24 protein-coding genes are annotated in these 25,614 nt (G+C 63.6%); 9 read left to right on the forward strand and 15 right to left on the reverse strand.

The features are described 5' to 3' along the window. Positions 1-37: 37 nt before the first annotated feature. Entirely contained in the window at positions 38-274 is a 237-nt protein-coding gene (locus QM996_RS00855; protein WP_065774359.1) for an Lrp/AsnC ligand binding domain-containing protein, read from the forward strand. A 47-nt stretch (positions 275-321) separates the two neighbouring features. Here QM996_RS00855 and pdeM read toward each other — a convergent pair whose 3' ends face one another. The 4 genes from pdeM to QM996_RS00875 all read right to left on the reverse strand — a co-directional run bounded on the left by pdeM (position 322) and on the right by QM996_RS00875 (position 5,676). Then, entirely contained in the window at positions 322-1,053 is a 732-nt protein-coding gene (pdeM, locus tag QM996_RS00860) for a metallophosphoesterase (protein WP_500268892.1), read from the reverse strand. Between the two features lie 291 nt (positions 1,054-1,344). After that, positions 1,345-3,891: a ligase-associated DNA damage response DEXH box helicase gene (locus tag QM996_RS00865; RefSeq protein WP_500270362.1), complete on the reverse strand. Its 2,547-nt coding sequence runs from the start codon at positions 3,889-3,891 to the stop codon at positions 1,345-1,347. Between the two features lie 104 nt (positions 3,892-3,995). Further along, positions 3,996-4,631 (reverse strand): YitT family protein, encoded by a 636-nt coding sequence (locus tag QM996_RS00870; protein WP_500268893.1) that lies wholly within the window; start codon positions 4,629-4,631, stop codon positions 3,996-3,998. Positions 4,632-4,737: 106 nt separating this feature from the next. After that, on the reverse strand, positions 4,738-5,676 hold the full coding sequence (locus QM996_RS00875; protein WP_500268894.1) for a class I SAM-dependent methyltransferase: 939 nt from the start codon (positions 5,674-5,676) through the stop codon (positions 4,738-4,740). A gap of 162 nt (positions 5,677-5,838) precedes the next feature. Between QM996_RS00875 and QM996_RS00880 the strand changes: the two genes are divergently transcribed. The 3 genes from QM996_RS00880 (at position 5,839) to QM996_RS00890 (ending at position 8,266) form a co-directional block, all read left to right on the forward strand. Next, complete coding sequence (locus QM996_RS00880; RefSeq protein ID WP_500268895.1) at positions 5,839-6,105, forward strand: DUF6460 domain-containing protein; 267 nt, start codon at positions 5,839-5,841, stop codon at positions 6,103-6,105. 2 nt (positions 6,106-6,107) lie between these two features. Then, complete coding sequence (locus tag QM996_RS00885; RefSeq protein ID WP_500270363.1) at positions 6,108-6,611, forward strand: CAP domain-containing protein; 504 nt, start codon at positions 6,108-6,110, stop codon at positions 6,609-6,611. A gap of 299 nt (positions 6,612-6,910) precedes the next feature. Then, positions 6,911-8,266, forward strand: coding sequence for an MATE family efflux transporter (locus QM996_RS00890; RefSeq protein WP_500268896.1), 1,356 nt, complete (start codon positions 6,911-6,913; stop codon positions 8,264-8,266). On the opposite strand, the gene QM996_RS00895 is transcribed toward QM996_RS00890, so the two are convergent. Next, positions 8,242-9,327 (reverse strand): dihydroorotate dehydrogenase, encoded by a 1,086-nt coding sequence (locus QM996_RS00895; protein ID WP_500268897.1) that lies wholly within the window; start codon positions 9,325-9,327, stop codon positions 8,242-8,244. The genes QM996_RS00890 and QM996_RS00895 overlap by 25 nt on opposite strands. Further along, on the reverse strand, positions 9,324-9,671 hold the full coding sequence (locus QM996_RS00900) for a DUF952 domain-containing protein (protein WP_173515525.1): 348 nt from the start codon (positions 9,669-9,671) through the stop codon (positions 9,324-9,326). The genes QM996_RS00895 and QM996_RS00900 overlap by 4 nt, the downstream gene beginning before the upstream one ends. A gap of 170 nt (positions 9,672-9,841) precedes the next feature. Here QM996_RS00900 and QM996_RS00905 point away from each other — a divergent pair, with 170 nt between their 5' ends. Then, positions 9,842-10,261: a hypothetical protein gene (locus QM996_RS00905; protein WP_500268898.1), complete on the forward strand. Its 420-nt coding sequence runs from the start codon at positions 9,842-9,844 to the stop codon at positions 10,259-10,261. An 81-nt stretch (positions 10,262-10,342) separates the two neighbouring features. Further along, the gene (locus QM996_RS00910) at positions 10,343-10,993 is read left to right on the forward strand and encodes a response regulator (RefSeq protein ID WP_483501271.1); all 651 of its coding nucleotides are present in this window, start codon (positions 10,343-10,345) and stop codon (positions 10,991-10,993) included. A gap of 260 nt (positions 10,994-11,253) precedes the next feature. On the opposite strand, the gene QM996_RS00915 is transcribed toward QM996_RS00910, so the two are convergent. After that, positions 11,254-14,757, reverse strand: coding sequence for a PAS domain-containing hybrid sensor histidine kinase/response regulator (locus QM996_RS00915; protein ID WP_500268899.1), 3,504 nt, complete (start codon positions 14,755-14,757; stop codon positions 11,254-11,256). A gap of 262 nt (positions 14,758-15,019) precedes the next feature. Between QM996_RS00915 and mscL the strand changes: the two genes are divergently transcribed. Continuing rightward, positions 15,020-15,448, forward strand: coding sequence for a large-conductance mechanosensitive channel protein MscL (gene mscL, locus QM996_RS00920; RefSeq protein WP_500268900.1), 429 nt, complete (start codon positions 15,020-15,022; stop codon positions 15,446-15,448). 209 nt (positions 15,449-15,657) lie between these two features. Continuing rightward, positions 15,658-16,824, forward strand: a complete 1,167-nt coding sequence (locus tag QM996_RS00925; RefSeq protein ID WP_500268901.1) for a pyridoxal phosphate-dependent aminotransferase — start codon at positions 15,658-15,660, stop codon at positions 16,822-16,824. Between the two features lie 32 nt (positions 16,825-16,856). On the opposite strand, the gene QM996_RS00930 is transcribed toward QM996_RS00925, so the two are convergent. The 8 genes from QM996_RS00930 to QM996_RS00965 form a co-directional block, all read right to left on the reverse strand. After that, entirely contained in the window at positions 16,857-17,165 is a 309-nt protein-coding gene (locus QM996_RS00930) for a chorismate mutase family protein (protein WP_500268902.1), read from the reverse strand. 450 nt (positions 17,166-17,615) lie between these two features. Beyond that, complete coding sequence (cydB, locus tag QM996_RS00935; protein ID WP_500268903.1) at positions 17,616-18,620, reverse strand: cytochrome d ubiquinol oxidase subunit II; 1,005 nt, start codon at positions 18,618-18,620, stop codon at positions 17,616-17,618. Beyond that, positions 18,610-20,040: a cytochrome ubiquinol oxidase subunit I gene (locus QM996_RS00940; RefSeq protein WP_500268904.1), complete on the reverse strand. Its 1,431-nt coding sequence runs from the start codon at positions 20,038-20,040 to the stop codon at positions 18,610-18,612. Before QM996_RS00940 ends, cydB begins: the two co-directional genes overlap by 11 nt. 269 nt (positions 20,041-20,309) lie before the next feature. Further along, the gene (locus QM996_RS00945; protein WP_500268905.1) at positions 20,310-21,479 is read right to left on the reverse strand and encodes a M20 aminoacylase family protein; all 1,170 of its coding nucleotides are present in this window, start codon (positions 21,477-21,479) and stop codon (positions 20,310-20,312) included. A gap of 1 nt (position 21,480) precedes the next feature. Continuing rightward, on the reverse strand, positions 21,481-22,305 hold the full coding sequence (locus QM996_RS00950; protein WP_500268906.1) for an ABC transporter permease: 825 nt from the start codon (positions 22,303-22,305) through the stop codon (positions 21,481-21,483). Then, the gene (locus QM996_RS00955) at positions 22,302-23,027 is read right to left on the reverse strand and encodes an ABC transporter permease (protein ID WP_500268907.1); all 726 of its coding nucleotides are present in this window, start codon (positions 23,025-23,027) and stop codon (positions 22,302-22,304) included. The genes QM996_RS00950 and QM996_RS00955 overlap by 4 nt, the downstream gene beginning before the upstream one ends. A gap of 92 nt (positions 23,028-23,119) precedes the next feature. After that, positions 23,120-23,902, reverse strand: coding sequence for a type 2 periplasmic-binding domain-containing protein (locus QM996_RS00960; RefSeq protein ID WP_500268908.1), 783 nt, complete (start codon positions 23,900-23,902; stop codon positions 23,120-23,122). Between the two features lie 36 nt (positions 23,903-23,938). Then, positions 23,939-24,712 (reverse strand): ABC transporter ATP-binding protein, encoded by a 774-nt coding sequence (locus tag QM996_RS00965; RefSeq protein ID WP_500268909.1) that lies wholly within the window; start codon positions 24,710-24,712, stop codon positions 23,939-23,941. Positions 24,713-24,986: 274 nt separating this feature from the next. Here QM996_RS00965 and QM996_RS00970 point away from each other — a divergent pair, with 274 nt between their 5' ends. Then, positions 24,987-25,610 (forward strand): TetR/AcrR family transcriptional regulator, encoded by a 624-nt coding sequence (locus tag QM996_RS00970; RefSeq protein WP_429812691.1) that lies wholly within the window; start codon positions 24,987-24,989, stop codon positions 25,608-25,610. Positions 25,611-25,614: the final 4 nt, after the last annotated feature.

The raw sequence follows: 25,614 nt of genomic DNA on the forward strand, positions 1-25,614 counted from the left end.
TGGCGGCAAGCGACGCGACACAGACAGAGGAAGCCCGATGAAACCGATTTTTGTCCAGTTGCAGTGCGCTCCCGGCAAGACCTACGAGGTTGCTGACGAGATCTACCGCAAGGAAATCGTTTCGGAAATGTATTCGACGAGCGGCGACTACGACCTGATCATCAAGATCTACATCGAAGAAGGCCAGGACATCGGCAAGTTCATCAACGACAACATTGCCACGGTGCCGGGCATCTCGCGATCGCTGACGACGCTGACCTTCAACGCGTTCTGACCAGGGCCGTGGCGGCGTGCGGACGGACTGCACGCTTTCCCCAAACGTCAGGCAATGAGATTGGCGAAGCGGACCGAATAGATCCGGTCGCGCCCGAGCATATGGGCGACAAGCTTGCTGCGGTCGAAAAGGCCGGTCATCGCCCGATGCCGGAGGTCGAGCCCGCCGGTCGTGACGCCGAAGGCGGGCATCAGCATGCGCGTGCCATCCGTCGCAAAGCAGGCGCGGCGCACGGCTCTGTCGCGTCTCACCACCGTTGCTGCGGGGTGCAGATGGCCGGCAATTTCGCCGACGGCTTCGCCGCGCCTCGGCTCATGCCGGAAGACGAGGCCGGCATGGCTGAGCTCGTCCATCGAAGCGCCCGGGAGCCCAAAGGCGCCGTCCGGGTCGTGATTGCCGTTGATCCAGACCCATTCGCGTCCATGTGCCATCGATGCGATCATGTGCCGGAAGGTATCCGGCATCACCGCCGAGCCGACGCGATCGTGAAAATTGTCACCGAGGCTGATGACGAGCTTCGGGTCGTGGCGGGCGATCGCGGCTTCCAGTACGCGCAGGGTCGCAAGCGTATCGTAGGGCGGCAAAAGCATGCCGCGGCGGGCGAAGGCGGAGCCTTTTTCCAGGTGAAGGTCGGAGACGACGAGCGTGCCCGTCTCCGGCAGATAAAGGCCGCCGAGCGGATCGCAAATCGCCGCGACGCCGTTGATGATCGTCTGCGCCTGGAGGAGGGGGGCTGTCGTCGGAGCCGATAGAGTGTGAGCGAGGCGGTGCATGGTCATGCCACCATAGTGATGTAAGAATTGCTCGGGGTGACACCCCCCTCTGGCCTGCCGGCCATCTCCCCCACAAGGGGGGAGATTACGTGCAGCACGCTCCGCATGCCAGTCTGGAGTCTCGCCAGTTGCACGAACCTTCCCCTTGGAACGAGCGGCCAGCCACGAACCAATCTCCCCCCTTGTGGGGGAGATGGCCGGCAGGCCAGAGGGGGGTAAGCCGCCGGACGCGACAGAGCGTCCAGAGGGGGGTAGCCCGCCCAACGCGACAGACTGCTCTTTCTCAAAACGACTTGCCTATCGGTCCGCATCGTAGCCCATCGCCTCGTTGATCAGGTCGTCGGCGGCCTCCGAAAGCAGGAAGTCCTGCGCCTCGCCCTGGACCATTTCCTTGCCGATCTCCAGCATCACGGGCACCGCCAGCGGCGAAATCCGGTCAAGCCGTCGATGGGTGATGTGGCCCTTGATTCGCTTCAGCATATCCCCCAGCCGGGCGATGTCCAAAAGCCCCGTTGCCGCATCGTTGCGGGTCGCCTCGAGCAGCAGGTGGTCCGGCTCGTGCGCGTGCAATACGTCGTAAATGAGGTCGGCCGAGACAGTCACCTGCCGGCCGGTCTTTTCCTTGCCGGGATGGCGCTGGTCGATCAGACCGGCGATGACGGCGCAGTTGCGGAAGGTGCGTTTAAGGAGGAAGGATTCGTTCAGCCAGGCCTCGAGGTCGTCGCCGAGCATGTCCTCGTCGAAGAGCTCGGCAAGCGCGCCGCGGCGAAGCTCGAAGGTGGCGCCGAGGTCGTCGAGCGCCCAGACTGCTAGAGAGTAATCCGTCGCGACGAAGCCGAGCGGCTTCAGCCCGGCGCGGTCGAGGCGGCGGGTGAGCAGCATGCCGAGCGTCTGGTGCGCCAGTCGTCCTTCGAAGGCGTAGGCGACCATGTAGTGGCGGCTGCCACGCGGGAATGTTTCGATCAGCAGTTCGTCCTCACGCGGCAGCATCGAGACGTCCTTCTGCAGGGACAGCCAGTCGCGCACCTGTTCCGGCAGCGCTGCCCGGCGTGCCGGATCGGCGAGCATCTTGCGCACTTGCTGCGCCAAATAGGTCGAGAGCGGAAATTTTCCGCCAGCATAGCTTGGCACCTTCGGGTCAAAGGTGAAGGCCTGGCTGACGAGGCATTCGTTCTCGCGGATACCCTCGAAGCGCAGCACCTTGCCGGAGAACATGAAGGTGTCGCCCTGGGACAGCATTTCGAGGAAATATTCTTCGACCTTGCCGAGCGACATGCCGCCGCGGCCGAGCGAGCCGCGCTGGTTGCGCTTGACCATGCGCACGTTCAGCATCGGCGACTCGACGATGGTGCCGACGTTCAGCCGGTATTGCTGCGCCACCAGCGGATTGGAGACACGGTAGAGTCCCTCCTTGGTCTTGCGGATGCGGGCATAGCGCTCATAGGTTTTCAGCGCGTAGCCGCCGGTCGCGACGAAGTCGATCACCCGTTCGAAGGTCTCCCAGGCAAGCGTCGTGTAGGGCGAGGCGGTGGTGATCTCGTCGTAAAGCGACAGCGGGTCGAAAGGTGCGGCGCAGGCCATGCCGAGCACGTGCTGGGCGAGCACGTCGAGCGCGCCCTTGCCGACCGGCGGCGTATCCTGCGCACCGATATAGTTGGCGTCGAGCGCCGCCTGGCATTCCATCACCTCGAAGCGGTTGGCCGGTACCAGGATCGCCTTCGACGGTTCGTCCATGCGGTGGTTGGCGCGGCCGATGCGCTGGGCAAGGCGGCTTGCGCCCTTCGGTGCGCCGACATGTACGACGAGATCGACGTCGCCCCAGTCGATGCCGAGGTCGAGCGTCGACGTGGCGACCACGGCGCGCAGCCGGTTCTCCGCCATCGCCGCCTCGACCTTGCGGCGCTGGGCGACATCGAGCGAGCCGTGATGCAGCGCGATCGGCAGATTGTCGTCGTTGATCGTCCAGAGCTCCTGGAAGAGAAGCTCCGCCTGGCTGCGGGTGTTGACGAAGAGCAGGGTGGTGCCGTGCTCCTTGATCGCGGCATAGACATCGGCGATGGCGTAGCGCGCCGAGTGTCCCGACCAGGGCACGTGCTCCTCCGTCTTGAGGATGGAGATCTGCGGCTTGGCGCCGCCGTCCACGAGCACGAGCCCGGCATGGTCGTTGTTATCCGGCGTCTGTGGTGCCAGCCAGCGCTGCAGATCCATGGGATCGGAGACCGTCGCCGAAAGCCCGATCGTCTGCAGCCGCGGCGCCAGCCGGCGAAGCCGCGCGAGGCCGAGGGACAGAAGATGGCCACGCTTCGAGGTGACGAGCGAATGCAATTCGTCGAAGACGACATAGCGCAGGTCTTTAAAGAAGCGCGTTGCCTCGCCGTTGGCGAGCAACAGCGCCAGCTGTTCCGGCGTCGTCAGCAAGATGTCCGGCGGATTGAGTTTCTGCCGCTGCCGCTTGGCGGTCGGCGTGTCGCCCGTGCGGTTTTCGACACGCACCGGAAGCCCCATTTCGCCGACCGGCTTCATCAGGTTGCGCTCGATGTCGACGGCAAGTGCCTTCAGTGGCGAGATATAGAGCGTGTGAATGCCGACGAAGGCGGAGCCCGGCGGGATCCTGCCGCGGCGGGTGAGTTCGACGAGCGACGGCAGGAAGCCGGCCAGCGTCTTGCCGGCGCCCGTCGGCGCGATCAGCAGCGTGCTTTCGCCGGCCTCGGCCCGTGCCAAGAGCTCGAGCTGGTGGGCGCGCGGCCGCCAGCCCTTTTCGCCGAACCAGCGTAGAAAGGGGGCAGGCAGGGTCAGGGCGTCGCCCTGCAGCTCTGGGGAATCGATCCTGTTCACGGAGAACAAAGGTAGATCAAATCCGCCAAAAGAGAAGCCTGCAGCGCCGTCGGCTTCCGTTCGCAGCATCCGGTCGACGCGCCGGCAAAGGCTGCTTAGTTCTCGCGACGTTCTTAAAGCGCGATGTAGCGATCGGCGCGGTGGTTGATGGCCACGAACAGGTTGAGGACGACCGCGCCGAGCACCGACCAGGCGACGACGGTGGGCGACGTCACGCCGAAGGCGGCGACGAGCACGACCATGTCGATCGCAAGCTGCACGAGACCGGCGCGAATGCCGAAACGCTCCTGCAGGTAAATACCGAGAATGCCGACGCCGCCGAGGCTGGCGCGGTGGCGATAGAGCGCCAACAATCCGTAACCGAGCAGCAGGCCGCCGAGCAATGCCGCCCAGGCGGGCTGGATCGTGCCGATCTGGAAGAGACGCGACTGGACGTCGGTGAGGAACGAGGTGAGGCCGATTGCAATGAAGGTCTTGACTGTAAAGGCTGGCCCGAGCCGCTTCAGTGACAGGTAGAAGAACGGCAGGTTGAGCAGGAAGAAGGCAAGACCAAAATTGATGCCGAACGCATAGTGCAGCAGGAAGGCGACGCCCGCCGTGCTGCCGGTCAAGAGGCCGGCGCTTGCGAGGAAGTAGAGGCCGAGGGCGGCGATCAGGCTGCCGGTGAAGATGCCCTGCAGGTCCTCGACCGGCGTGTGCCGGGTCGGGCTGGTGTTCCAGAGGCCGAAAACGCTGCTGATCTGAGCCATGGCAAAACCTCGATTGCGATGACCACAGCAATGCTGCAATGCACAACAACAATCAAGAAAAATATGTCAGTAATGCTGACTTATTTTTGCGACTCTGCCTTGCGTTTTACGCAGGCTTGCGCGCCAGAAACAGGATACCGAAAACCGGTTCGCCGGCATCCATGCGGATGACGGTGCGCTCGATGGCCTTGAGCTCCAGCCCATGCGCCGCGCAGAGGCCGCGGATATAGGCTTCGCTATGGGCATAGCGCAGCGACGGCCGCAGCAGGAAATCCACGCCATCGCCCGCATCCTCGACGGAAAAGCCGAAGTAGCCGTCGGCGGCAAGCAGTCGGAGGGTAATGTCGAAGACGCTGTCGAGATTGCCGAGATACATGAGAACGTCGGCGGCGCTGACGAGATCGGCTCGGGCGGGAGCGAAGTTGCCGAAGATGCCGGAGGTCTCCGGCGGGAGTGAAAGATCGGCGCGTGCCAGCCGATCATAGGTGGATTTCGCCTCGGCCTTGGCGAGCATGTTGATGGAGATGTCGAAACCTTCGAGAAATTGCGCCTGATCCCGGATGCGTTCGCCGAAGAGGCCGGTGCCGCAGCCGAGATCCGTCACATGCTCGAAGATGAGGCCTCCAGTGTGGCTTTGGATCAGGGTCGCGAGCTTCTGCGGCACGGTATAGCCGAGCTTCTCCACCAGGGCCTTGTCGAAGCGGTCGGCATAGTCGTCGAAGAGGCGCTCGACATAGAGGCTCGGCGGCTGTTCCGGCATCGCGGCGGCGCCGAGAAGCGCCAGCTTGAGGCCGGCACCAAAGATGTCCTCGGGGCTGAGCTCCAGGGTTTTTCTGAGTGCGTCGATTGCCGCCTCTTTCCGGCCCGATTTTTCCTCATAGTCCGCCAGCCGAAACCAGCCGGCTGCCCAGTCCGGCGCCCGTTCGAGCGCCTGTGCCATGAGTTCGGCCGCGCTTCCGGGCTCGCCGCCTTCGGCAAGCATTTTTGCGTAGTCGGCGCGGCGGTCGGCGATCAGGTCGCCGGAGGAGAGCTGGTTGAGCGTCATCGATGTGAGATATTGGTTGCGATCAGCGCTTCTGACGCCGGATGCCGTAAAACACAAGCGGAATTTGGCGCAAACGGAAGCTTGGGCCGGGTCTGCCGGATCCAATGACTTGCGACGCTGCCGATCGCGGCTTATGTGAAGGCAAACAGGAGAAGTTCGCGGATGTCGGACGGAATGAACAGAATCTTGGGTGATACGCCGCTGCGCGTGCTGGTCAAGCTCGTCGTGGTGTCGATCCTCGTCGGCTTCGTCATGACCGTCTTCGGCTGGTATCCGACCGATATCTATTTCGCGGTCCGCAACTTCCTGCTCGACCTCTGGTACACCGGTTTTGCCGCGCTCGGCCGGGTGGGCGACTATCTGCTGCTGGGTGCCGCGATCGTCGTGCCGGCCTTCGTGATCCTGCGTATTCTGAGCTACCGGCGCTGATGATGCACGACCGGTTTCTTCTGATCGAACGCCGCGGCCTGCTGCGCGCAAGCGCCATTCTTTCGCTCGGCGCTCTGGCCGGCTGCACGACGTCCAAGGTGCTGACGCCTGAAAGCGGCACCAGCAGCGACCAGACCGAGGCGAGCCTCGGTTATGTCAACAAGCTGCGCAAGGGCAAGGGGTTGACCGATCTGGTGGCGGACCACGCGGCCTCGCTCGCAGCGATGAACCAGGCGGTACGCATGGCCAAGGTCGGCAAGATGCAGCATCTCATCGGCTGGAACGACAGTTTCTACGATCGCATGAAGGGCCAGGGCGTAACCCTGCCGGCGGCCGAAAACATCGCCATGGGCCAGGACGACGCCGAACGCGCCTATGACGCCTGGTACAAGTCGCCGAAGCATCTCGAAAACATGCTCGGCAACTATCGCGGCCTCGGCGTTGCCGTCGCCCAGAGCGCCGCCTCCGACAACCGCCCCTTTTGGGCGATGGTGCTGTCGGGCTGACCTGCGTTCACGACCGTTTGCATCCCGGGCCGCCCCTCATCCGCCTGCCGGGACCTTCTCCCCGTTATGACGGGGAGAAGGGGACTTGCCGCGCCCTTTCTAATCCATAGCAACTGTTGACTGGACAGCTCCGCCGATAGCCACCGGGGGCATAATGTTGCGTTTGCCATGTCCCCTCTCCCCGAGGGGCTTTCGCAGGCGCCGACACTCCTCGCGGATCAACAACACATGGCACCTTGCATCCGCCCATGCTCATTCCCTACAACGGTCACCACCTTCCCATCACGCCGGACCGTTCGATGACCGCTTCCTCCGCCTCGCCGTGCGACACTGCCGGCCCGTTTCACGTCACCCACCGGCTGATCCTGGCGATTGCGCTGCCGATGACGCTCGGCTTCCTGACGACACCGCTGCTCGGTCTTGTCGATACGGCTGTCGTTGGCCGTATGGGGCAGGCGACGCTATTGGCGGGGCTCGCGGTTGGCGCCGTGATGTTCGACCTGATCTTCACCACCTTCAATTTCCTGCGCGCGGCGACCACCGGTCTCGTCGCTCAGGCCTATGGCCGTGGCGACCGGCGCGAGCAGCAGGCCGTGTTCTGGCGATCGCTGGTCATCGCGCTTGTTTGCGGTCTCGCGATCGTTCTCGTTTCGCCGCTGCTGCTTTCGGGCGGCCTCTGGCTGATGGGGCCGGAGCCGGAAGTGGCTGAAGTAACCAGCACCTACTTTCTCTACCGCATCATCTCCGGTCCGGCCGCCCTTGCGAACTACGCCATTCTCGGCTTTGTCCTCGGTCGTGGCGAAGGTACGATTGGTCTGATGCTGCAGACGTTGATCAACGGGATCAACATCGTCCTGTCGATCCTGCTCGGTCTCATTCTCGGCTGGGGCGTGATGGGCGTGGCGCTCGCAACCGTCACCGGCGAAGTGATCGGCGCGCTCGCCGGCTTTGCCATCGTCTATGGTCGCTTCGATCGTAAGGACGCACCGAGCTGGGCGCTGATCTTCGATCGCGAACGCTTGAAGCCGCTCTTCGGCCTCAATCGCGACATCATGATCCGTTCCTTCGTGCTGCTCGCCGCCTTCACGCTGATGACGCGCATCGGCACTGCCTTCGGGCCGGTGACGCTTGCGGCAAACGCGGTGCTGATGACGATCTTCCTGGTCGCCGGCTATTACCTCGATGGCCTCGCCAATGCTGCCGAACAGTTGATTGGTCGCTCGATCGGCGCCCGCTACCGCCCCGCCTTCGACCGCGCGCTGCGGCTGACGGCGGCCTGGTCGCTGGGGCTCGCCCTCCTGACGACGGCCGCCTTCCTGCTGTTCGGTAACCGGCTGATCGATCTCCTGACGACGGCGGCCGACGTTCGCGCCGTCGCCTACGAATATCTGCCCTGGGCGTCGGTGACGGCGATGACGGGCGCGCTCGCCTTCCTGATGGACGGCGTCTTCATCGGTGCTACCTGGTCGCGTGAGATGCGCAACATGATGGTCGCCGCCTTCGTCGGTTACGTCGCGGCGCTGGCCGTGTTGGTGCCCGCTTTCGGCAATCACGGCCTCTGGGCCGGCCTCAACCTCTTCCTGCTGATGCGCGGCTTGTTCCTGCTATCGAGAATTCCGGCGAAGGCGCGTCAGACTTTCCGGCCGGCCCAGTAGTCGAGACGGCTGTCGCGGATGTCGCGGATCGAGCTGAGCCGCTCGCGGTCGCAGAGATCGGAAAGGCCGCGCACGATGCGGCCCGGCAGCGCCGGGCCTTCATAGACCATGCAGGAATAGAGCTGGACCAGGTCGGCGCCGGCGCGGATCTTTTCCGCCGCGGTCTCGGCCGAACTTACGCCGCCGACGCCGATGATCGGCAGATTTGGCCCGACGCGCTTGCGCATCCGGGCAAGGACCGCCGTCGATTTCTCGAAGAGAGGCTTGCCCGAGAGGCCGCCGGCTTCTTTCGCCTGACGCTGGTCCTTCAGGCCCTCACGCGACAGCGTCGTGTTGGAGACGATCAGGCCGTCAAGATTGTGGGCGAGAACTTCGGCCGCGATGTCGTCCATGCCCTCCTCGGTCAGGTCGGGCGCGATCTTCAGGAACACCGGAACATATCGGTTGCTGCTGCGGGCTTCCTCGTCGCGGGCGGCGAGCACGGCGGACAGCAAAGCGGCGAGGCTCTCGCGCGCCTGAAGGTCGCGCAGGCCCGGCGTGTTCGGCGACGAGATGTTGGCGGTGAAGTAGCGGGCGACGGAATAGAATGTGTGAATACCGTTCACATAGTCGGCAACGCGGTCGGCGCTATCCTTGTTGGCGCCGATATTGACACCGATCAGCGCCGCGCGCGAGCAGGCCTTGAGCCGTGCCAACGCCGCGCCGTGGCCCTCGTTGTTGAAGCCGAGGCGGTTGATGACGGCTTCGTCCTCGACCAGTCGGAAGATGCGCGGCTTGTCGTTGCCAGCTTGCGGCTTCGGCGTGACGGTGCCGATCTCGGTGAAGCCGAAGCCGATCTTCAGGAGCGCTTCCGGCACCTCGGCGTTCTTGTCATAGCCGGCCGCCATGCCGATCGGGTTCGGGAAGTCGATGCCGGCGACCGTCTGGGAAAGTCGTTTGTCGGCCTTGGCCGGACAGCTTGGTACAACCCCGGACCTCAGCGCCTTGATCGACAGGCCGTGCGCGGTCTCGGGATCGAACAGGAAGAGGCCGCGGCGGGCGAGATTGGTAAGCGGATTCATGCGTCAAGTTCCGGGAAGATGTGCAGGCCATCGGCGCCAAGCGGCAGGGGTTTTTCCCAGACCACGGCGGAGAGGAAGAGGGGTGCGTAGAGATGCGGGAAGAGAGCGCCGCCGCGCGAGGGTTCGTAGACCAGTTCCTCGCCCAGCGCGTCGCCGTCGACAGCGACCAGAAGCAGGCCTTCCTGTCCTTCGAAATGCCGCGCTGCCGTTTCCACGGCCTGTTCGGCGGTGGAGAAATGGATGAAGCCGTCAGCGAGGTCGACGGGTGCGCCGTCGAAGCGTCCGCTGCGCTTGGCTTCCTGCCACAGCGAGGCCGGAACGATCTTGTAGATGATGGAACCCATTGTGCCCGTCTGCCCCCCGTAATCTTCTGTCGTGGCCTTGCCGCAAATATCGGCGATTGTCCATCGCAGAAGGGCGTCGATTCGCGCATAATCGGTGGTGAAGATCGATTTCGCTCTTCCCGTTCATGTGCCGGACGTTATCTGGCAAGGACCGCAACGGAGAGGACGTCATGAGAAAAGCTACTGTCGCACTTCTGATCGGCGCCGGCCTGGCATCCGCCGGCATCGCCGCGGCGCAGGATCCGGCCCCCGGCCGCTACAGCATGCAGAAATCCGAGACCGGGATTGCCCGGCTCGATACGCAAACCGGCGAAGTGTCGCTCTGCCAGGAACGGAATGGCGAACTCGTCTGCCGCATGGCAGCGGACGAACGCTCGGCGCTGGAACTGGAGATCGACCTTTTGACCAAACGGGTGGAGACCTTGGAAAAGGCCGTCAAATCCGGTGAAAGCATCGCGAAACCGAACCTTCCGACCGACGAAGAGATTGACCGGACAATGGGCATCATGGAAAGAATGATGCGTAAGTTCATGGATATCGTGAAGGATCTCGAAGGCAGCGACCCCGCGACGGAGCCGCAGAAGACCTGAGACACCGGATCGGCCATGCGGGATGCGGATCGGCGCGTGGAGGCGTGCAGGTCGCAGACCGGGCTCTTGGGAGGGAGCGACATGACGCCGGACATGACCATCATCATCGCGGACGATCATCCGCTGTTTCGGGGCGCCATGCGCCAGGCGCTCAGCGGCATGGAGGGTGCCCCCTCCATCGTCGAGGCGGGCGATTTCGCGGCCGCGCGCAAGGCCGCAGCCGATTGTCCGGATGCCGATCTCCTGCTGCTGGACCTGACCATGCCCGGCGTCAGCGGTCTTTCCGGCCTGATTGCGCTTCGCGCCGAGTTTCCGAGCCTGCCGGTCATGGTGGTTTCCGCCCACGATGACCCGGCGACGATCCACCGCGCGCTGGACCTCGGCGCGTCCGGCTTCCTGTCGAAGTCGGCCGGGATCGAGGAGATCCGCGAGGGCATCGAGAAGGTGATGGCCGGTGAGGTCTTCGTGCCGGCCGGTTACGATCAGGCCCAGGAATACGAACCGGAAGTCGCCGATCTGCTCCAGCGGCTGCAGACGCTGACACCGCAGCAGTCGCGGGTCCTCAGCATGCTGGGCGAGGGCCTGCTCAACAAGCAGATCGCCTATGAGCTCGGCGTCTCCGAGGCGACCATCAAGGCCCATGTCTCGGCAATCCTGCTGAAGCTCAATGTCGACAGCCGCACCCAGGCGGTGATCCAGCTTTCGAAGATCGGCACGGTCGCTGCCGCCTGAGGCACGACGCCGAGCCTACAGCGCCGCGCGTCCTTTAAGACGCCAGAGTACACGCCAGTGATGCTGAGCGGGATGGATACCCCCCTCTGCCCTGCCGGGCATCTCCCCCACAAGGGGGGAGATCGCCACGTGGCGATATCTCGTTGCATCGATAACCCAACGGATTGGATCGCGATTGTCTTGGTTACGGCCTGCTTCGTGCTTTCGGGATGCGGGGTGCGTGCTGCTGGCCAATCTCCCCCAAGGAAACATGCAGTAGCTCATTCCGCGGCCGCTCGCGCCGCCGTTGAAAGCTGCGTCAGCCACGCCCGCATCGCTGCCGGCCGCACCGGCTTGTTTTGGATCGAAACGCCGTCGCGCTCGGCTGCGGCGCGCACTTCCGGCGAACGGTCGGCCGTCACCAGCAAGGCCGGGATCGCCTCGCCGGCGGAAAGCCGGATCTTTGCAATCGCCTCGATACCGGTGCCGTCGTCGAGATGATAGTCGGCGATGATCGCGTGCGGCATTTCTGTCGGCTGTCCCGTCATCTCGGCGCAGGCGGCCACCGATTCCGCCGTAGTGACGACGCAGCCCCAGCCCGAAAGCAGCACTTTCATGCCCTCGAGGATGCGCGGTTCGTTGTCGATGCAGAGCACGCGCAGGCCGTGGAGGGCCTCGCTCGCCTTGTTGGGAACGGTCGGGCGGACCGGGACCCGTTCGCCGGCGCTTGCGTCGAGCGGCAAGGTCACCTTGAAACCGGTGCCCTTACCGGGCGTCGATTGCAGGCTGACCGGATGATTGAGCACGCGCGAGATGCGGTCGACGATCGATAGGCCGAGGCCGAGACCGGAAGCGGTGCGCGCGCCTTCGTCGAGCCGGGCGAATTCCTTGAAGACGGTCCGGAACTTGGAGGATGGGATGCCGATGCCGGAATCGAGCACCTCGATCGTCGCCATCGCGCCATGCCTGCGCACTCCGACCAGCACCTTGCCGGTGAGCGTGTACTTGATCGCATTGGAAACGAGGTTCTGCACCACGCGGCGAAGCAGGTTCGGATCGCTGCGCACGGTGAGCGAGGTCGGCATGACCACCAGTTCGAGATCCTTGGCGCGCGCGATCGGGGCGAAGTCGGTCTCGATACGGCGGAGCAGGTCGTTGAGCGGTACGGATTGTAGCCGCGGCTTCATCGCGCCGGTGTCGAGGCGAGAAATGTCGAGCACGGCACCGAGAATGGCCTCGACCGATTCGAGCGAGGAATCGATGTTTTCGACGAGCGTGCTGTCGTCGGAATCACCCAGTCGCTCGACCAGCGAGGACGAGTAGAGGCGGGCGGCGTTGAGCGGCTGGAGGATGTCGTGGCCGGCGGCAGCGAAGAACCGAGTCTTGCCGATATTGGCCTCTTCCGCCGCTGCCCGGGCTTCGGCGAGTTCCCGGTTCACGCGGGTGAGTTCGCCGGTGCGCTCGGCCACACGCAGTTCCAGCGTCTCGTTCGCCTGCTTCAGCGCCATGTCGGCGGCTACGCGCTGGGTGATGTCGGTGTAGGTGGTGACGATGCCCTTGTCGGGCATGGCATTGGTGCGCACTTCGATGATGCGTTCGCCATTGCCAAGTTCGAGCAGGAAGGGCTTGTCGAGCGTCAGGAAGTTGGCGATCAATCCTTTTTCCTGGTCCTTGCGGATATCGCCGCGCCTGGTGAGGATCGAAACGATATCGGCAAGCGGAAAGCCCACCTGGCCGGCGGCTTCCGGCAGGTCGAGCAACTGGCGGAAGCGCCGGTTCCAGATGATCAGGTTGTTGGCATTGTCGAAGACGGCAATGCCCTGGTCCATCTGCGAGAGCGCGGTCTGCAGCATGTCCTGATTGTATTGCAGTGCCTCGCTTGCCTGGTCGAGCAGCCAGGCCGTGTCCGACGACGTATCGTCGCCGCGCTGCAGGACGAGTGAGAGCACCAGCCGCGCCGAGGACGAGCCGATGGCGCTGCCGAGCAACTGCTCGGAGAAATGCACGACCGCCATGTCCGCCGGCGCGTTGTCGTCCAGCCAGCGGCCGGATTGGCGTTCGTAGGTGTGGAAGGAGCGCTGCATGCGCTCGGTGCCCATGTAGCGGCCGATCGTCGCCTTGAGATCGCGCACCGTGACTTTGGTCTTGCGGCCGCGGAAGGTGCCTTCGGTGCGCGACCGCCGGGTGATGAAGACGCCGGCCTGAAAACGCTCGATCGGCTTCGGCGTCCGGGTCAGCGAGGCCAGCACATAGGCGCTGCAGTTGACGAGGAAGCTCAGCATCGTGGCATTCACCAGCGGATCGGCGCCGGGGCCCGAGAACAGGTCGGTAAATGGCAGCAGGAAGCTTAAGACCGTTGCCGCGACTTGCGAGTTATCTGGTCCGCCGAGGCTCGGCAGGAACAAGAGATAGGCCCAGACGAAGAAGCCGGAGACCATGCCGGTGATCGCGCCGCGCGCATTCGCCTGGCGCCAGATGAGGCCGCCGAGCATGGCCGGCGCCATCTGGGAGATGGCGACGAAGGACAAGAGCCCGAGCGACGCAAGCCCGGCGCTGATGTCGGCGGAGCGATAGTAGCCATAGCCAAGCAGCAGCACGACGAAGATCGCCGAACGGCGGATGTTGAGCAGCGTCCCGGCGAGATCTTCCTGCAGGCCGCCACGCTGGCCGAGGTTGCGGCGCAGGAACACCGGCATGACGATATCGTTGGAGATCATGATCGACAGCGCCACGGAGGCGACGATGACCATGGCCGTCGCTGCCGAGAAGCCGCCGATGAAGGTGATGAGCGTCAGAAGCGGCAGGCCGTTGGCGAGCGGCAGGGTGAGCAGGTAAAGATCCGCGTCGCCGGAGCCCGAAAAGGTAAGGATGCCGGCAATCGCGATCGGCAGCACGAAGAGATTGATGCCGATCAGATAGAGCGGAAAGAGGATGCCGGCGGTACGCAGTTCCCCGTCGGTCCGGTTTTCGACGACGGTCACATGGAATTGCCGCGGCAGCATGATGATCGCAAAGGCGGAAGTAACGATCAGCAGGATCCATCGGGCGGTCGGGGTCTCATAGGAAAGCGCCGACTGCACGGCCGGGCTCTCGGTGGCCAGTGACCAGAGATGCGCCGGACCGTTGAAGATGACGAAAACGATGTAGAAGCCGGCAGTGACGAGCGCGACGAGTTTGACAAGCGATTCCATCGCGATCGCCAGGATCAGCCCGTCCTGATGTTCGGTAGCGTCCGTATGGCGCGTGCCGAAGACGATGGCGAAGCAGGCGAGGAACAGGGTCACGAGCAGGGGCAGGTCGATGAAACTTTGCCCCGCGCCGATGCCATAGTCGCTGGTGTTGATCATCGCTGCGACGGAGCTTGAAATCGCCTTGAGCTGCAAAGCGATATAGGGGATGGCGCCGACCAGCGAGATCAGCGCAACGATTGCCGCCACCGCCGGGTTCTTGCCGTAGCGCGCGGCGAGGAAGTCGGCGACGGAGGTCAGCTTCTCGGTCTTGGCAAGGCGGACGATCTTGCGGATCAGCGGCATGCCCAGCGTGAACATCAGGATCGGCCCGATGTAGATGCCGGTGAATTCAAGCCCGCGCTCGGCCGCAAGCCCGATGCCGCCGAAATAGGTCCAGGACGTGCAATAGATCGCAAGGCTGAGCGCATAGACGAGCGGCCTGCCTTTCAGCGCAGCGCTTTTCCTCCTGGCCCGCCGGTCGCCATAGCTCGCGACTGCAAACAGCAGCAGCAGATAGGCGAAGGCCGAGGCAAAGATGACCGAACCCGAAAGCATGCCTCACTCCTCCGGCTGGAAGCATAGGACAAGTCTGTCAGGTTGAGAATTGCCCGGTGCATGAGTCTTAAGTCCAAGACGCTGCAAGAGAAAATGGTCTGCCGGATGCAGAAGGGAATTTGGTCCTTCTTTTCGCAGGCGCGGCTTGACCAAAGGCAAAGAAAGGTTTTCTCGCTGCTCGCTTTGGTTTAGTTTCCGTAAACGGTTGCAGCGCGGGACAGCGCCGGCGGTCGCTTTCAACGGGGATAATACGGAGAGACGCATGCTGAATGAGTTCAAGGAGTTTATTGCCCGCGGCAACGTGATGGATCTCGCAGTCGCTGTCATCATTGGCGCCGCCTTCAACAAGATCGTAACGTCGGTCGTCGATGACTTGGTGATGCCTATTGTCGGCGTGCTGACGGGCGGCGGCTTCGACTTCTCCAACTACTTCCTGCCCCTCTCGGCCAATGTCACGGCCACGTCGCTTGCCGCCGCCCGCCAGCAGGGCGCGGTCTTCGCCTATGGCAGCTTCATCACCGTCCTCATCAACTTCCTGATCCTCGCCTGGATCATCTTCCTGATGATCAAGGCCGTGAACCGGCTGCGCGCCTCTGTCGAGAAGAAGAAGGACGAGGCCCCGGCCGCGCCGCCGCCGCAAGATATCCAGCTCCTCTCGGAAATCCGCGACCTGTTGAAACAGCGCGCCTGAGCCATTTGTCGCGGCCTCGGTTTGCCGAGGCCGCGAAACATCACAGAAATCGATAAACCGGTCAGATAAAGTCGCGTGATCGCAGAAGCGAAAGCGGCTAGAAGCAATGGACAGCCTGGAGCGGCCGGTTTCCGCTCTAATCCATTGGAATCTTTCACGATGATCTCGGGCGATCCGGCGCGGGACTGTCGTTTGTCCGGAGCTCGCCGATGACCATCCTCAGCACCATCAGCCCTCGCGCACTTGCGGCGCCCGAAAGCGGCATCGTCGAGGTGGTGAACTACGCCCGTGGGCGCGAAGGCCTGATCCCGCTTTGGGTCGGCGAAGGCGATCTGCCGACGCCAGCCTTCATCAGTGATGCGGCCCGCGAGGCGCTTTCCGCCGGCGAAACCTTCTACACCTGGCAGCGCGGCATCCCGCCGCTGCGCGAAGCGCTCTCGCGCTACTATCAGCGGCGCTTCCACAAAGCGCTGTCGCCGGAGCATTTCTACGTCGTCGGCTCCGGCATGCAGGCGATCAAGCTCTCGATCGAGGCGATCGCTTCGCCGGGAGACGAGATGGTGCTCTTGACGCCGGCCTGGCCGAACTTTGCCGCGGCCGCCGATCTCTCCGGCGTCCGTCCGATCTCCGTCGAACTGCGCTTTGAACACGGAAAGTGGCAGCTCGATCTCGATCGGCTGCAGGCGGCGATCGGGCCGAAGACCAGGGCGCTGTTCATCAACACGCCGTCCAACCCGACGGGCTGGACCGCGAGCAAGGAAGAGTTGGCGGCGATCCTGGCATTGGCGCGCAAACACGGCCTCTGGATCATCGCCGACGAGATCTACGCGCTCTATTACTATGCCGGCGCCCGCGCGCCGTCCTTCCTCGACGTCATGGAGGAGGGCGACCGTATCCTCTTCGTCAACTCCTTCTCGAAGAACTGGTCGATGACCGGCTGGCGGGTGGGCTGGATCGTTGCCCCGCCGGAGATGGGGCAGGTGCTTGAGAACCTGGTGCAGTATTCGACGTCGGGCGTCGCGCAGTTCATGCAGCGCGGCGCCGTCGTGGCGCTCGACGAGGGCGATGCCTTCCTGGACGCGAATGTCGCCAAGGCGACCAGCAACCGTGACGTCTTCTGCGACGCGCTGATCGCCACCAACCGGGTGGAAACGCTGAAGCCGGATGGGGCGCTCTATGCGTTCCTGAAGATCGACGGCGTCACGGATTCACGCGCCGCTGCGATCGATATCGTCGACAAGACCGGCGTCGGTCTCGCGCCTGGCACCGCTTTCGGCGATGGCGGCTCGCTGTTCATGCGCGCCTGTTTCCTGCGCGATCCGGCCCAGGTGAAGGAAGCGGCGGACCGCCTGCAGCGTTATATTCTTGGCGGCTGACGCCGGGATGCATGGCCGAAGAGGCGCGGCAATTATTCGTCGTCCGTCTCGCCCAGCAGCTTCTGCTCATGGGCAATCGCATGGCCGATCAGCCGCGCCCAGATATCCTCGTAGAAGTCAGGGTCGAGATTGAAACGCGCGGCGTTCTTGCGGGCGTTCTCGCGCACTTCCATCACCCGCGCCGGAATATCGGCCTTCAGCTTCAGCGGCCGTTTGATCTCGGCCGCCCGGTCGATATAGCCCCAGCGTTCGGCAAACAGCGTCATCAGTGCCTGGTCGAGCCGGTCGATCTCGGCACGCACGTCGGCCATGGTGGTGCATTGCGCGGGGGTCTTTTGCATCTGTCTCGTCCGATTGCCTGGAGCGTGGCCGTTTCGGCCGAGCGCAGATCCAGGTGTTCGAGCGTCCCTCGGCTCTCAGCAAGCGGGGCGCTCTTGCGGCGCACTGCTAACAAACGGCGAGCTTAATGAGAAGGGGCAACAGGGTCGCAGCAGGCGCGTGTCCTGTGGTCACCTCAGCAGGCGATCGCTTAGCAGGGGAGGAGGGTGCGGTCCTGTCTCCGTCTGCGGCGATCGCCTGCTGACGTGTTGAGAGAAGTTAGCCGGCCAAGCTTGAGCGAGGCTTTTTAGAGCGAGATGAGGAAAAGCGTGTGCCGTTTTCCGCCCGCATTGGAATCGATCACGGACCGATCATCAGCTTGATCGCGAGGCCGACGACGGCGACAGCCGCCACCCCCGCACACCAGAGGCCGACGAACCAGAGAAGCTTGCGGCCGGTTCCGGTTTCATCAGTCAATGGTAACCCTCCTCCGGATCGACCTTGCCGCGGAACACCCAATAGGAATAGCCGGTATAGGCGAGGATGACGGGTACCAGGATGAGCGCGCCGGCGAGCAGGAAGGAGAGGCTTTCCTCCGGTGCGGCTGCATCCCAGATCGTCAGCGATGGCGGCACCATATAGGGGTAGAAGCTGATGCCGATGCCGGCATAGCCGAGCACGAAGAGACCGAGTGCTGCGATGAACGGTCGGCTGTCGCGCCGGTTGCGGATGCCCGTGATCAGCGCATAGAGGCAGCCGAGAACGAGTGCCGGCACGATGACGCTAAAGATCGCCGTCGGGAAGCCGAACCAGCGCTCCAGATATTGCGGTTCCAGGAACGGTGTCCACAGGCTGACGATTCCCATCGCGGCGACGGTGCCGAACGAGCATTTGAGCGCGAGGTCGCGAGCGCGATCGGCGAGGTCGCCATGGGTCTTCATGACCAGCCAGGTGGCGCCGAGAAGCGCATAGCCGACGACGACGGCGACGCCGGTCATGATCGAGAACGGCGTCAGCCAGTCCCACCAGCCGCCGACATAGGCGCGGTTCTCGACGGGGATGCCCTGGACGAGCGCGCCGAGCGTGATCCCCTGCGCGAAGGCGGCAAGCATCGAGCCGCCCGAGAAAGCCCAGTTCCAGAGATATTCGGCGCGCCTGGTGCGCCAGCGATATTCGAAAGCGACGCCGCGGAAGATGAGGCCGATGACCATGGCTATGATCGGGGCGTAAAGTGCCGGCAGGATTGTCGCATAGGCCAGCGGAAACACCGCCATCAGCCCGCCGCCACCGAGCACCAGCCAGGTTTCGTTGCCGTCCCACACCGGGGCGACGGAATTCATCATCACGTCGCGGTCGTGCTTCTCCGGGAAGAACGGGAAGAGGATGCCGACGCCGAGGTCGAAGCCGTCGAGAATGACATAGGCAAGCACCGCAAAGGCGATGATGGCGGCCCAGATGAACGGCAGATCAAACGCCATGACGACCTCCCTGAATGTTGGCGTGCGTGGTGCCGTGGGCAGCGAGGCCGGGCATGATGCCGGAACTGCGCAACGGCCCTTCGTCGAGATCCGGCATCGGATCACGCGGCAGGCGCGCCATCAGTCTCAGGATGTAGAAAGTGCCGGCGCCGAAAACGAAGAAATAAACGGCGATGAAGGCGATCAGCGAGGCGGCGACGGCAGGTGCCGCGATCGGCGCCACCGATTTCGCCGTCAGCAGGTGACCATAGACCGTATAGGGTTGCCGCCCGACCTCGGTCGTGACCCAGCCGGCAAGCACGGCGACGAAACCGGCCGGCCCCATGACGATCGCAGCACGATGCAGCCAGACATTGCTGTCGAGCGTGCCGCGGTAGCGACACCAGACCGACCAGAGACCGATGCCGAGCATGGCGAAGCCAAGGCCGACCATCACCCGGAAGGACCAGAAGATGACGCTGACCGGCGGATGAAGCTCTTCCGGGATCGTATCGAGACCGGCGAGCGGCGCGTCGAGATCGTGCTTCAGGATCAGGCTGGAGAGCTTTGGAACCTCGATTGCATAGTCGACGCGTTTCTCCGTCGAATTCGGAATGCCGAAGAGGATCAGCGGTGCGCCATCCGGATGGCTCTGGTAGTGGCCTTCCATCGCCATCACCTTGGCCGGCTGGTGCTCCAGCGTGTTGAGGCCGTGCATGTCGCCGGCGAAGATCTGAATGGGTGCGACGATCGCCGCCATCCACATCGCCATCGAGAACATTTTTCGTGCGCGGCGCGGCGCCGTCCTGCGGATGAGGTGCCAGGCGCCACAGGCGCCGACGACGAAGGCGGTCGTGAGGTAAGCGGCGAGCACCATATGCACGAGGCGGTAGGGGAAGGAAGGGTTGAAGACGACTTTCCACCAGTCGATCGGGATGAACTGGCCCGCATTGTTCACGGCGAAACCGGCCGGCGTCTGCATCCAGGAATTCGCCGAAAGGATCCAGGTGGCCGAAATCAGTGTGCCAGTGGCGACCATGACCGTCGCGAAGAAATGCAGCTTCGGTCCGACGCGGTTGAGCCCGAAGAGCATGACACCGAGGAAGCCCGCCTCTAGGAAGAACGCCGTCAGCACCTCATAGCCCATCAGTGGCCCTATGATCGGCCCGGCCTTGTCGGAAAAGACGCTCCAATTGGTGCCGAACTGATAGGACATGACGATGCCGGAGACGACACCCATGCCGAAGGCGACGGCAAAGATCGTCTTCCAGAAATGGAAGAGCTCGAGATAGACCTCATCCTTCTTCAGCAGCCACAACCCTTCCAATACCGCGAGGTAGCTCGCAAGCCCGATGGAAAAAGCAGGGAAGATGATGTGGAAGGAAACGGTGAAGGCGAACTGAAAACGAGCGAGCAAGGTCGCATCGAAACTTTCAAACACGGGCGCAATCCTTTCAGACATACGGCAACGCCCGTTACTCGTAACGCGAGGCCGTAGCGCTCTGGCTGCTGCATGATCGTCCTCGATCGGGCTCCGATCAGAGGGCTTTTCCTGGCCTATGGCCGAGGCAAATCCTTGGGTTGCACCGGCTCTTCAGCATATGATTGAATCTGAGCCAAATTTGCCAAACGTCAATGACAGCGCGCTCGCCACGTTGTCACACTGCGGCAATGTTGCGCTGCGGCATATTGGCGGAGAACGGGTGCATCTCAGCCGATCGGGAGATAGGCTTCCGCGAGTTCGGTCCAGAAGGCGGCACCGATCGGCAACAGGTCGTCGTTGAAGTTGTAGCCCGGGTGGTGCAGTGGCTTGTCGTCGTCGCTGACCTTCGAGCCGAGGAAGAAATAGCTCCCCGGCCGCTCCTGCAGCATATAGGCGAAATCCTCGCTGCCCATGAAGGGACGGGCGAGGTCGATCACCTTGTCGGCGCCCGCGAAACGGATCGCGAGATCGCGCACGAAGTCGGTCTCGGCCTTGTGGTTGATCGTCGCGTCGTAGCTGCGCTGGTAGTCGACCGTCGCGCGCATGCCGAAGCTGGTGGCCTGCGCTTCGGCGATCATGCGGACGCGCCGTTCAAGCTTGTCGCGGACAGTGGGATCGAAGGAGCGGATGCCGACGACAATCTCCGCGCGCTCCGGAATGATGTTGCTGGCCGAGCCCGCATGGAAGGCGCCGACGGTGACGACGGAAGGATCCATCGGGTGGATGTTGCGCGAGACGATCGACTGCAGCGCCATGACGATCGAGGCGCCGCAGACGATGGGATCGGCGGTTTCCTGCGGTTCCGCGCCATGGCCGCCGCGGCCGTGCACGGTGATGCGGGCCTCGTCGACCGCCGCCATGATCGGGCCTTCCCGGAGGGCAAACTGGCCGAAGGGCAGGCCCGGCTCGTTGTGAAGCGCGAACACAGCGTCGCAGGGGAATTTCTCGAACAGGCCCTCGTCCATCATGATCTTGGCGCCGCCGAAATTCTCCTCGGCCGGCTGGAAGATCAGATGGATCGTGCCGTGGAAATTGCGCCGTTCCGCAAGCGCACGGGCAGCGCCGAGCAGCATCGTCGTGTGGCCGTCGTGGCCGCAGGCGTGCATCAGGCCTGAGGTTCTGCTGGCATAATCGAGCCCGGTTTCTTCCAGGATCGGCAGCGCGTCGATATCGGCGCGGATGCCGATCGAGCGTGTGCCCGTCCCGTTGCGGAGCGTGCCGACGACGCCGGTTTGCGCGAGACCCGTCGTCACCTCGTAGCCGAGGTTTTCCAGATGTCTGGCGATGAAGGCCGAGGTGCGTTTCTCCTCCAGTCCGAGCTCCGGATGGGCATGCAGGTCGTGGCGGATGGTGACCAGTTCCGGCATGGCATTGGTGATCGAGGAGGAAAGCTTCATGTCAGGCACCGCGGGTTGGGATGCGATTTTCAAACGTGCGGAAGGCCACCACCAGAATGCCGGTGAGGCACATGTAGATGAGCGCGAGAAGAAGCAGGGGCTCGTAGGTGAGGAAGGTTTCCTGCCTGACCTTGGAGATGACGGCATAGACGTCGACGACGGTCACGGTGGCGACGAGCGGCGTCGATTTGAGCTGCAGCACGGTTTCGCCATTCAGCGTCGGCAGCGCTCGATGGATGGCGCGCGGCAGCCAGATGCGGCGGAACATCGTCCAGCGGCCCATGCCATAGGCCTTGGCCGCCTCCAGTTCGCCATGCGGAACGCCGGCAAAGGCGCCGCGCATGACCTCACCCTCATAGGCGGCGAACGAGATCGTCAGCGCCGCTACGCCATAGGGCCAGGCCTCGCGCAGATAGGGCCAGAGGAAGGAGTGCCGGATCGCGGGAAACTGCGGGAACAGCGAGCCGAGCCCGTAGTAGAGCAGCCAGAGCTGCAGCAGCAGCGGCGTGCCGCGGATCATGGTGCAGAAGACCTTGGCCGGCAATTTCAGGAACCAGGGGCCGGTTACCTGGACGAGGCCGATCGGCACCGCCAGCAGGAAGCCGAGAATCGAGGTGCTGAACAGCATTACCAGGCTGACGAGAATGCCCCAGCCGAGCCGCGGCAGGTATCGCGGCAGCCAGTCCCAGCGCATGAAGACGGCAACGGCGACGGCAAAGGCGGCGAAGACCAGCATCATGACGATGCGATGCGGCAGGAAGAAGCTCTTGGCGGTCGGCAGGTCTTCGGGCGTGAAGGCAACGGCGTGGGTGGTTTCGTCGGTCATCGGCTCTCCGCAAAACCGCGTCGGGCATGGCGTTCGATCATGCCGATAAAGACGTTGGAAATGAGCGTCAGCGCCAGATAGAGCGCGCCGGCGGCAAGGAAGAACAGGAGATAGGCCTTGGTCGTGCCGGCCGCCTGGCGCGTGACCAGCGTCAGTTCACTGAAGCCGACGACGGCGAGAAGGGCAGTGTCCTTGGTGGCGATCAGCCAGAGATTGGAAAGGCCGGGAATGGCATAGGGCAGCATCGCGGGCAGCGTGATGCGGCGCAACACCTTGGTCGGCGACATGCCATAGGCGCGCGCCGCCTCGATCTGCCCGGCAGGCACCGCCTTGATCGCGCCGCGCAGCACCTCGGTCGAATAGGCGCCCTGAACGACGCCGATAACGAAGATGCCGGCCATAAGGCCGCTGATGTCGACCGGGCCAATTGCAAAGAGCGCAAGCACCTGATTGAGAAGGTCGGTGCCGGCATAATAGAGCAACAGGATCAGCACCAGTTCCGGCACCGCGCGCACCACCGTGGTGTAGCATTCGAGCAGGTCGCGTAAGGCCGGGCCGCCATAGAGCTTACCGAAGGCGCCGCCGACGCCGAGCGCCAGGCCGAGGGTGAAACCGCCAACGGCGATCTGGATGGAATTGAAGAAGCCTTGCAGCAGCACGCCGCCCCAGCCGGGTGCTGAAAGCGAGAGCAGGCCCCAATTGACGAGGGAATCCACAGCCATACGTCGAGCTCCGATGGCACCGGCCGGCGGTCGCTACAGCGTGCATACCCTCCAGGCACCCAACGCCGCAGCAATCGCCGGCCGATCGCGCCTTACTTGCCGTAGATGTCGAAGTCGAAATACTTCTTCGAGAACGTGTCGTAGGTGCCGTTGTCGCGGATCGCCTTGATGGCGGTGTTGACCTTGTCCTTGAGCTCGGTTTCGCCCTTGCGCAGGCCGACGCCGACACCCGGGCCGATCACGGCAACGTCTTCGGCGACGTCGCCCTTGTAGTCGCAGCATTCCTTGCCCTGGTCTGTCGCGAGAAACGCCTTGAGCGCGATGGCGTCCGCCTGGACGGCGTCGAGACGGCCGGCGGCGAGGTCGTTGTTGGCCTCGTCCTGCGTCTGGTACTCCTTGACCTCGACGCCTGCCGGCGCGAAGTGCTTGGCGGCATAGGCCTGGTGGACCGTCGAGACCTGGACGCCGAGCGTTTTGCCGTTCAGGCCTTCCGGTGTCGGCTTGATGTCTTCGCCTTTGGTGCCGATGATGCCGGTCGGCGTGTTGTAATATTTGTCGGAGAAATCGATCGTTTTCAGGCGCTCGTCGGTGATCGACATCGAGCTGATGATCATGTCGATCTTCTTCGAGGTCAGCGCCGGGATGATGCCGTCCCAGGCGACCGGCGTCAGCACGCATTCGAGCTGCGCTTCGGCGCACATCGCATTCATGAACTCGACTTCCCAGCCTTCCCACTTGCCGCTGGCGTCGGGTGCCGTGAACGGCGGATAGGGCTCGGCGGCGACGCCGACCTTAAGCGCTTCGGCGGAAGCGGCGACGCCGCCGCTGACGGCGATTGCCGCCGTCACGGCCAGGACTTTCAATGCCTTCTTCATGCTGTTCCCCTTTTTGGTTGTTTAGCATTCCGGAATTCAGTGAATGGAACTGATGAACTTCTTGAGCCTTTCCGATCTCGGTGAACCGAAGATGGCCTCTGGCGGGCCCTGTTCCTCGATCACGCCGTTGTGGAGGAAGACGATGTGGTTGGCGACGTCGCGCGCGAACTTCATCTCGTGGGTCACCAGGATCATCGTGCGCTTCTCGCGCGCGAGGTCGCCGATGACCGAAAGCACTTCGCCGACGAGTTCGGGATCGAGCGCCGAGGTGGGTTCGTCGAAGAGCATCACCAGCGGCTGGATCGCGAGCGCCCGGGCGATCGCCGCGCGCTGCTGCTGGCCGCCGGAGAGAAAGGCGGGATAGGCGTCGCGCTTCTCGTAGAGGCCGACGCGCTTGAGCAGCGTTTCGGCGGTGGCGACCGCTTCGGCCTTCGGCGTGCCGAGCACATGGATCGGTGCCTCGATGACGTTTTCGAGGATGGTCATGTGCTGCCAGAGATTGAAGCTTTGGAAGACCATGCCGAGCTGGCTGCGGATGCGCTGGACTTGGCGGCGGTCCTCCGGCATCAGGCCGCCGCGCCCGTCGGACTTCATCCGGATCTTTTCGCCATGCACGCTGACGCTGCCGGCGGTCGGGAGTTCCAGGAGGTTGATACAGCGCAGGAAGGTGGATTTGCCGGAGCCGCTGCCGCCGATAATGGCGATCACGTCGCCCTGTTTCGCCGTGAGCGAAACACCCTTCAGCACTTCCAATGGCCCGAAACGCTTGTGCAGGTCAGTGACCGCGATTGCCTGGGCCGCATCCGTCATCGGCACGCCGCTCCAACGGCTCTGCGAGCTTTTTCTGTCAGCATGAGAACAGTTCCCCTGTCGTTTTCCGCGCGGCATCTTCGGCCTGTCGCGGGTCTTTGTTGGCCGGCATGGTTGCACTTGTGCCGCTATTGTTCAAGCGTATAATAACAAGCGTCGTCGATTTTTTGACGCCCGCCATGAGTCTCGAATTCCCGAAGGAGCCGCCCATGCCCCCGTTCCGGCCGATGCCATTGCCGTCCGCGCCAGGGCACGTTTTCAAGCGGATCGCGGCATGAACAGGCGCAGCTTTCACCGCGCACCGGAGGGCGAGCGCCGCCAGGAACTGATCGAGGCGACACTCGATTGCATCTCCGAGTTCGGCCTCAAGGGCGCGACGGTACGGCAGATCGCGATCCGCGCCGGCGTAACCGCCGGGCTGGTGCGCCACTATTTCGAATCGAAGGATCAGATGGTCGCCGAGGCCTATCGCGCCGTGATTGCCTCGCTGACCGACAAGGCGAGCAAGGTCGAGGGCGATCCGGAAACGAGGCTCCGGGATTTCATCGCCATCAACCTGACCGAGCCGGTGGCCGACAGCCGCAGCATTTCGCTGTGGGCCGCCTTCATCAGCCAGGTGCGCGTCGATCCGGTACTCGCCGAGATCCATCGCGAAGGCTATCTCGCCTTCCGCAATACGCTGCAGGAACTGCTCGCCGACTTCCTGGCTGCGAAAGGCAAACCGGCGGATGCAGAAACCTGCCGGGCGCTCGCCATCGCCATCAACGGGCTGGTCGACGGTCTCTGGGTCGAGGGGTGCCTTGCCGGCGATCTTTTTCGCGAGGGCGAACTGGTCGCCATCGCCATGTCCTCGGTCGAGGCCTTGCTCGGCACGTCGATCGGAACTGCAAAACCATGAAAAC

Source organism: Sinorhizobium chiapasense, from assembly GCF_045277575.1.
GTDB classification, from domain to species: Bacteria; Pseudomonadota; Alphaproteobacteria; order Rhizobiales; family Rhizobiaceae; genus Ensifer; species Ensifer chiapasense_A.

Excerpts from the sequence above, each read along its gene's own strand:
- QM996_RS00855 (WP_065774359.1), top strand. The coding sequence starts at position 38 with ATGAAACCGATTTTTGTCCAGTTGCAGTGCGCTCCCGGCAAGACCTAC.
- pdeM (WP_500268892.1), bottom strand. The coding sequence starts at position 1,053 with ATGACCATGCACCGCCTCGCTCACACTCTATCGGCTCCGACGACAGCC.
- QM996_RS00870 (WP_500268893.1), bottom strand. The coding sequence starts at position 4,631 with ATGGCTCAGATCAGCAGCGTTTTCGGCCTCTGGAACACCAGCCCGACC.
- QM996_RS00875 (WP_500268894.1), bottom strand. The coding sequence starts at position 5,676 with ATGACGCTCAACCAGCTCTCCTCCGGCGACCTGATCGCCGACCGCCGC.
- QM996_RS00880 (WP_500268895.1), top strand. The coding sequence starts at position 5,839 with ATGTCGGACGGAATGAACAGAATCTTGGGTGATACGCCGCTGCGCGTG.
- QM996_RS00885 (WP_500270363.1), top strand. The coding sequence starts at position 6,108 with ATGCACGACCGGTTTCTTCTGATCGAACGCCGCGGCCTGCTGCGCGCA.
- QM996_RS00890 (WP_500268896.1), top strand. The coding sequence starts at position 6,911 with ATGACCGCTTCCTCCGCCTCGCCGTGCGACACTGCCGGCCCGTTTCAC.
- QM996_RS00895 (WP_500268897.1), bottom strand. The coding sequence starts at position 9,327 with ATGAATCCGCTTACCAATCTCGCCCGCCGCGGCCTCTTCCTGTTCGAT.
- QM996_RS00900 (WP_173515525.1), bottom strand. The coding sequence starts at position 9,671 with ATGGGTTCCATCATCTACAAGATCGTTCCGGCCTCGCTGTGGCAGGAA.
- QM996_RS00905 (WP_500268898.1), top strand. The coding sequence starts at position 9,842 with ATGAGAAAAGCTACTGTCGCACTTCTGATCGGCGCCGGCCTGGCATCC.
- QM996_RS00910 (WP_483501271.1), top strand. The coding sequence starts at position 10,343 with ATGACGCCGGACATGACCATCATCATCGCGGACGATCATCCGCTGTTT.
- QM996_RS00915 (WP_500268899.1), bottom strand. The coding sequence starts at position 14,757 with ATGCTTTCGGGTTCGGTCATCTTTGCCTCGGCCTTCGCCTATCTGCTG.
- mscL (WP_500268900.1), top strand. The coding sequence starts at position 15,020 with ATGCTGAATGAGTTCAAGGAGTTTATTGCCCGCGGCAACGTGATGGAT.
- QM996_RS00925 (WP_500268901.1), top strand. The coding sequence starts at position 15,658 with ATGACCATCCTCAGCACCATCAGCCCTCGCGCACTTGCGGCGCCCGAA.
- QM996_RS00930 (WP_500268902.1), bottom strand. The coding sequence starts at position 17,165 with ATGCAAAAGACCCCCGCGCAATGCACCACCATGGCCGACGTGCGTGCC.
- cydB (WP_500268903.1), bottom strand. The coding sequence starts at position 18,620 with ATGGCGTTTGATCTGCCGTTCATCTGGGCCGCCATCATCGCCTTTGCG.
- QM996_RS00945 (WP_500268905.1), bottom strand. The coding sequence starts at position 21,479 with ATGAAGCTTTCCTCCTCGATCACCAATGCCATGCCGGAACTGGTCACC.
- QM996_RS00950 (WP_500268906.1), bottom strand. The coding sequence starts at position 22,305 with ATGACCGACGAAACCACCCACGCCGTTGCCTTCACGCCCGAAGACCTG.
- QM996_RS00955 (WP_500268907.1), bottom strand. The coding sequence starts at position 23,027 with ATGGCTGTGGATTCCCTCGTCAATTGGGGCCTGCTCTCGCTTTCAGCA.
- QM996_RS00960 (WP_500268908.1), bottom strand. The coding sequence starts at position 23,902 with ATGAAGAAGGCATTGAAAGTCCTGGCCGTGACGGCGGCAATCGCCGTC.
- QM996_RS00965 (WP_500268909.1), bottom strand. The coding sequence starts at position 24,712 with ATGACGGATGCGGCCCAGGCAATCGCGGTCACTGACCTGCACAAGCGT.
- QM996_RS00970 (WP_429812691.1), top strand. The coding sequence starts at position 24,987 with ATGAACAGGCGCAGCTTTCACCGCGCACCGGAGGGCGAGCGCCGCCAG.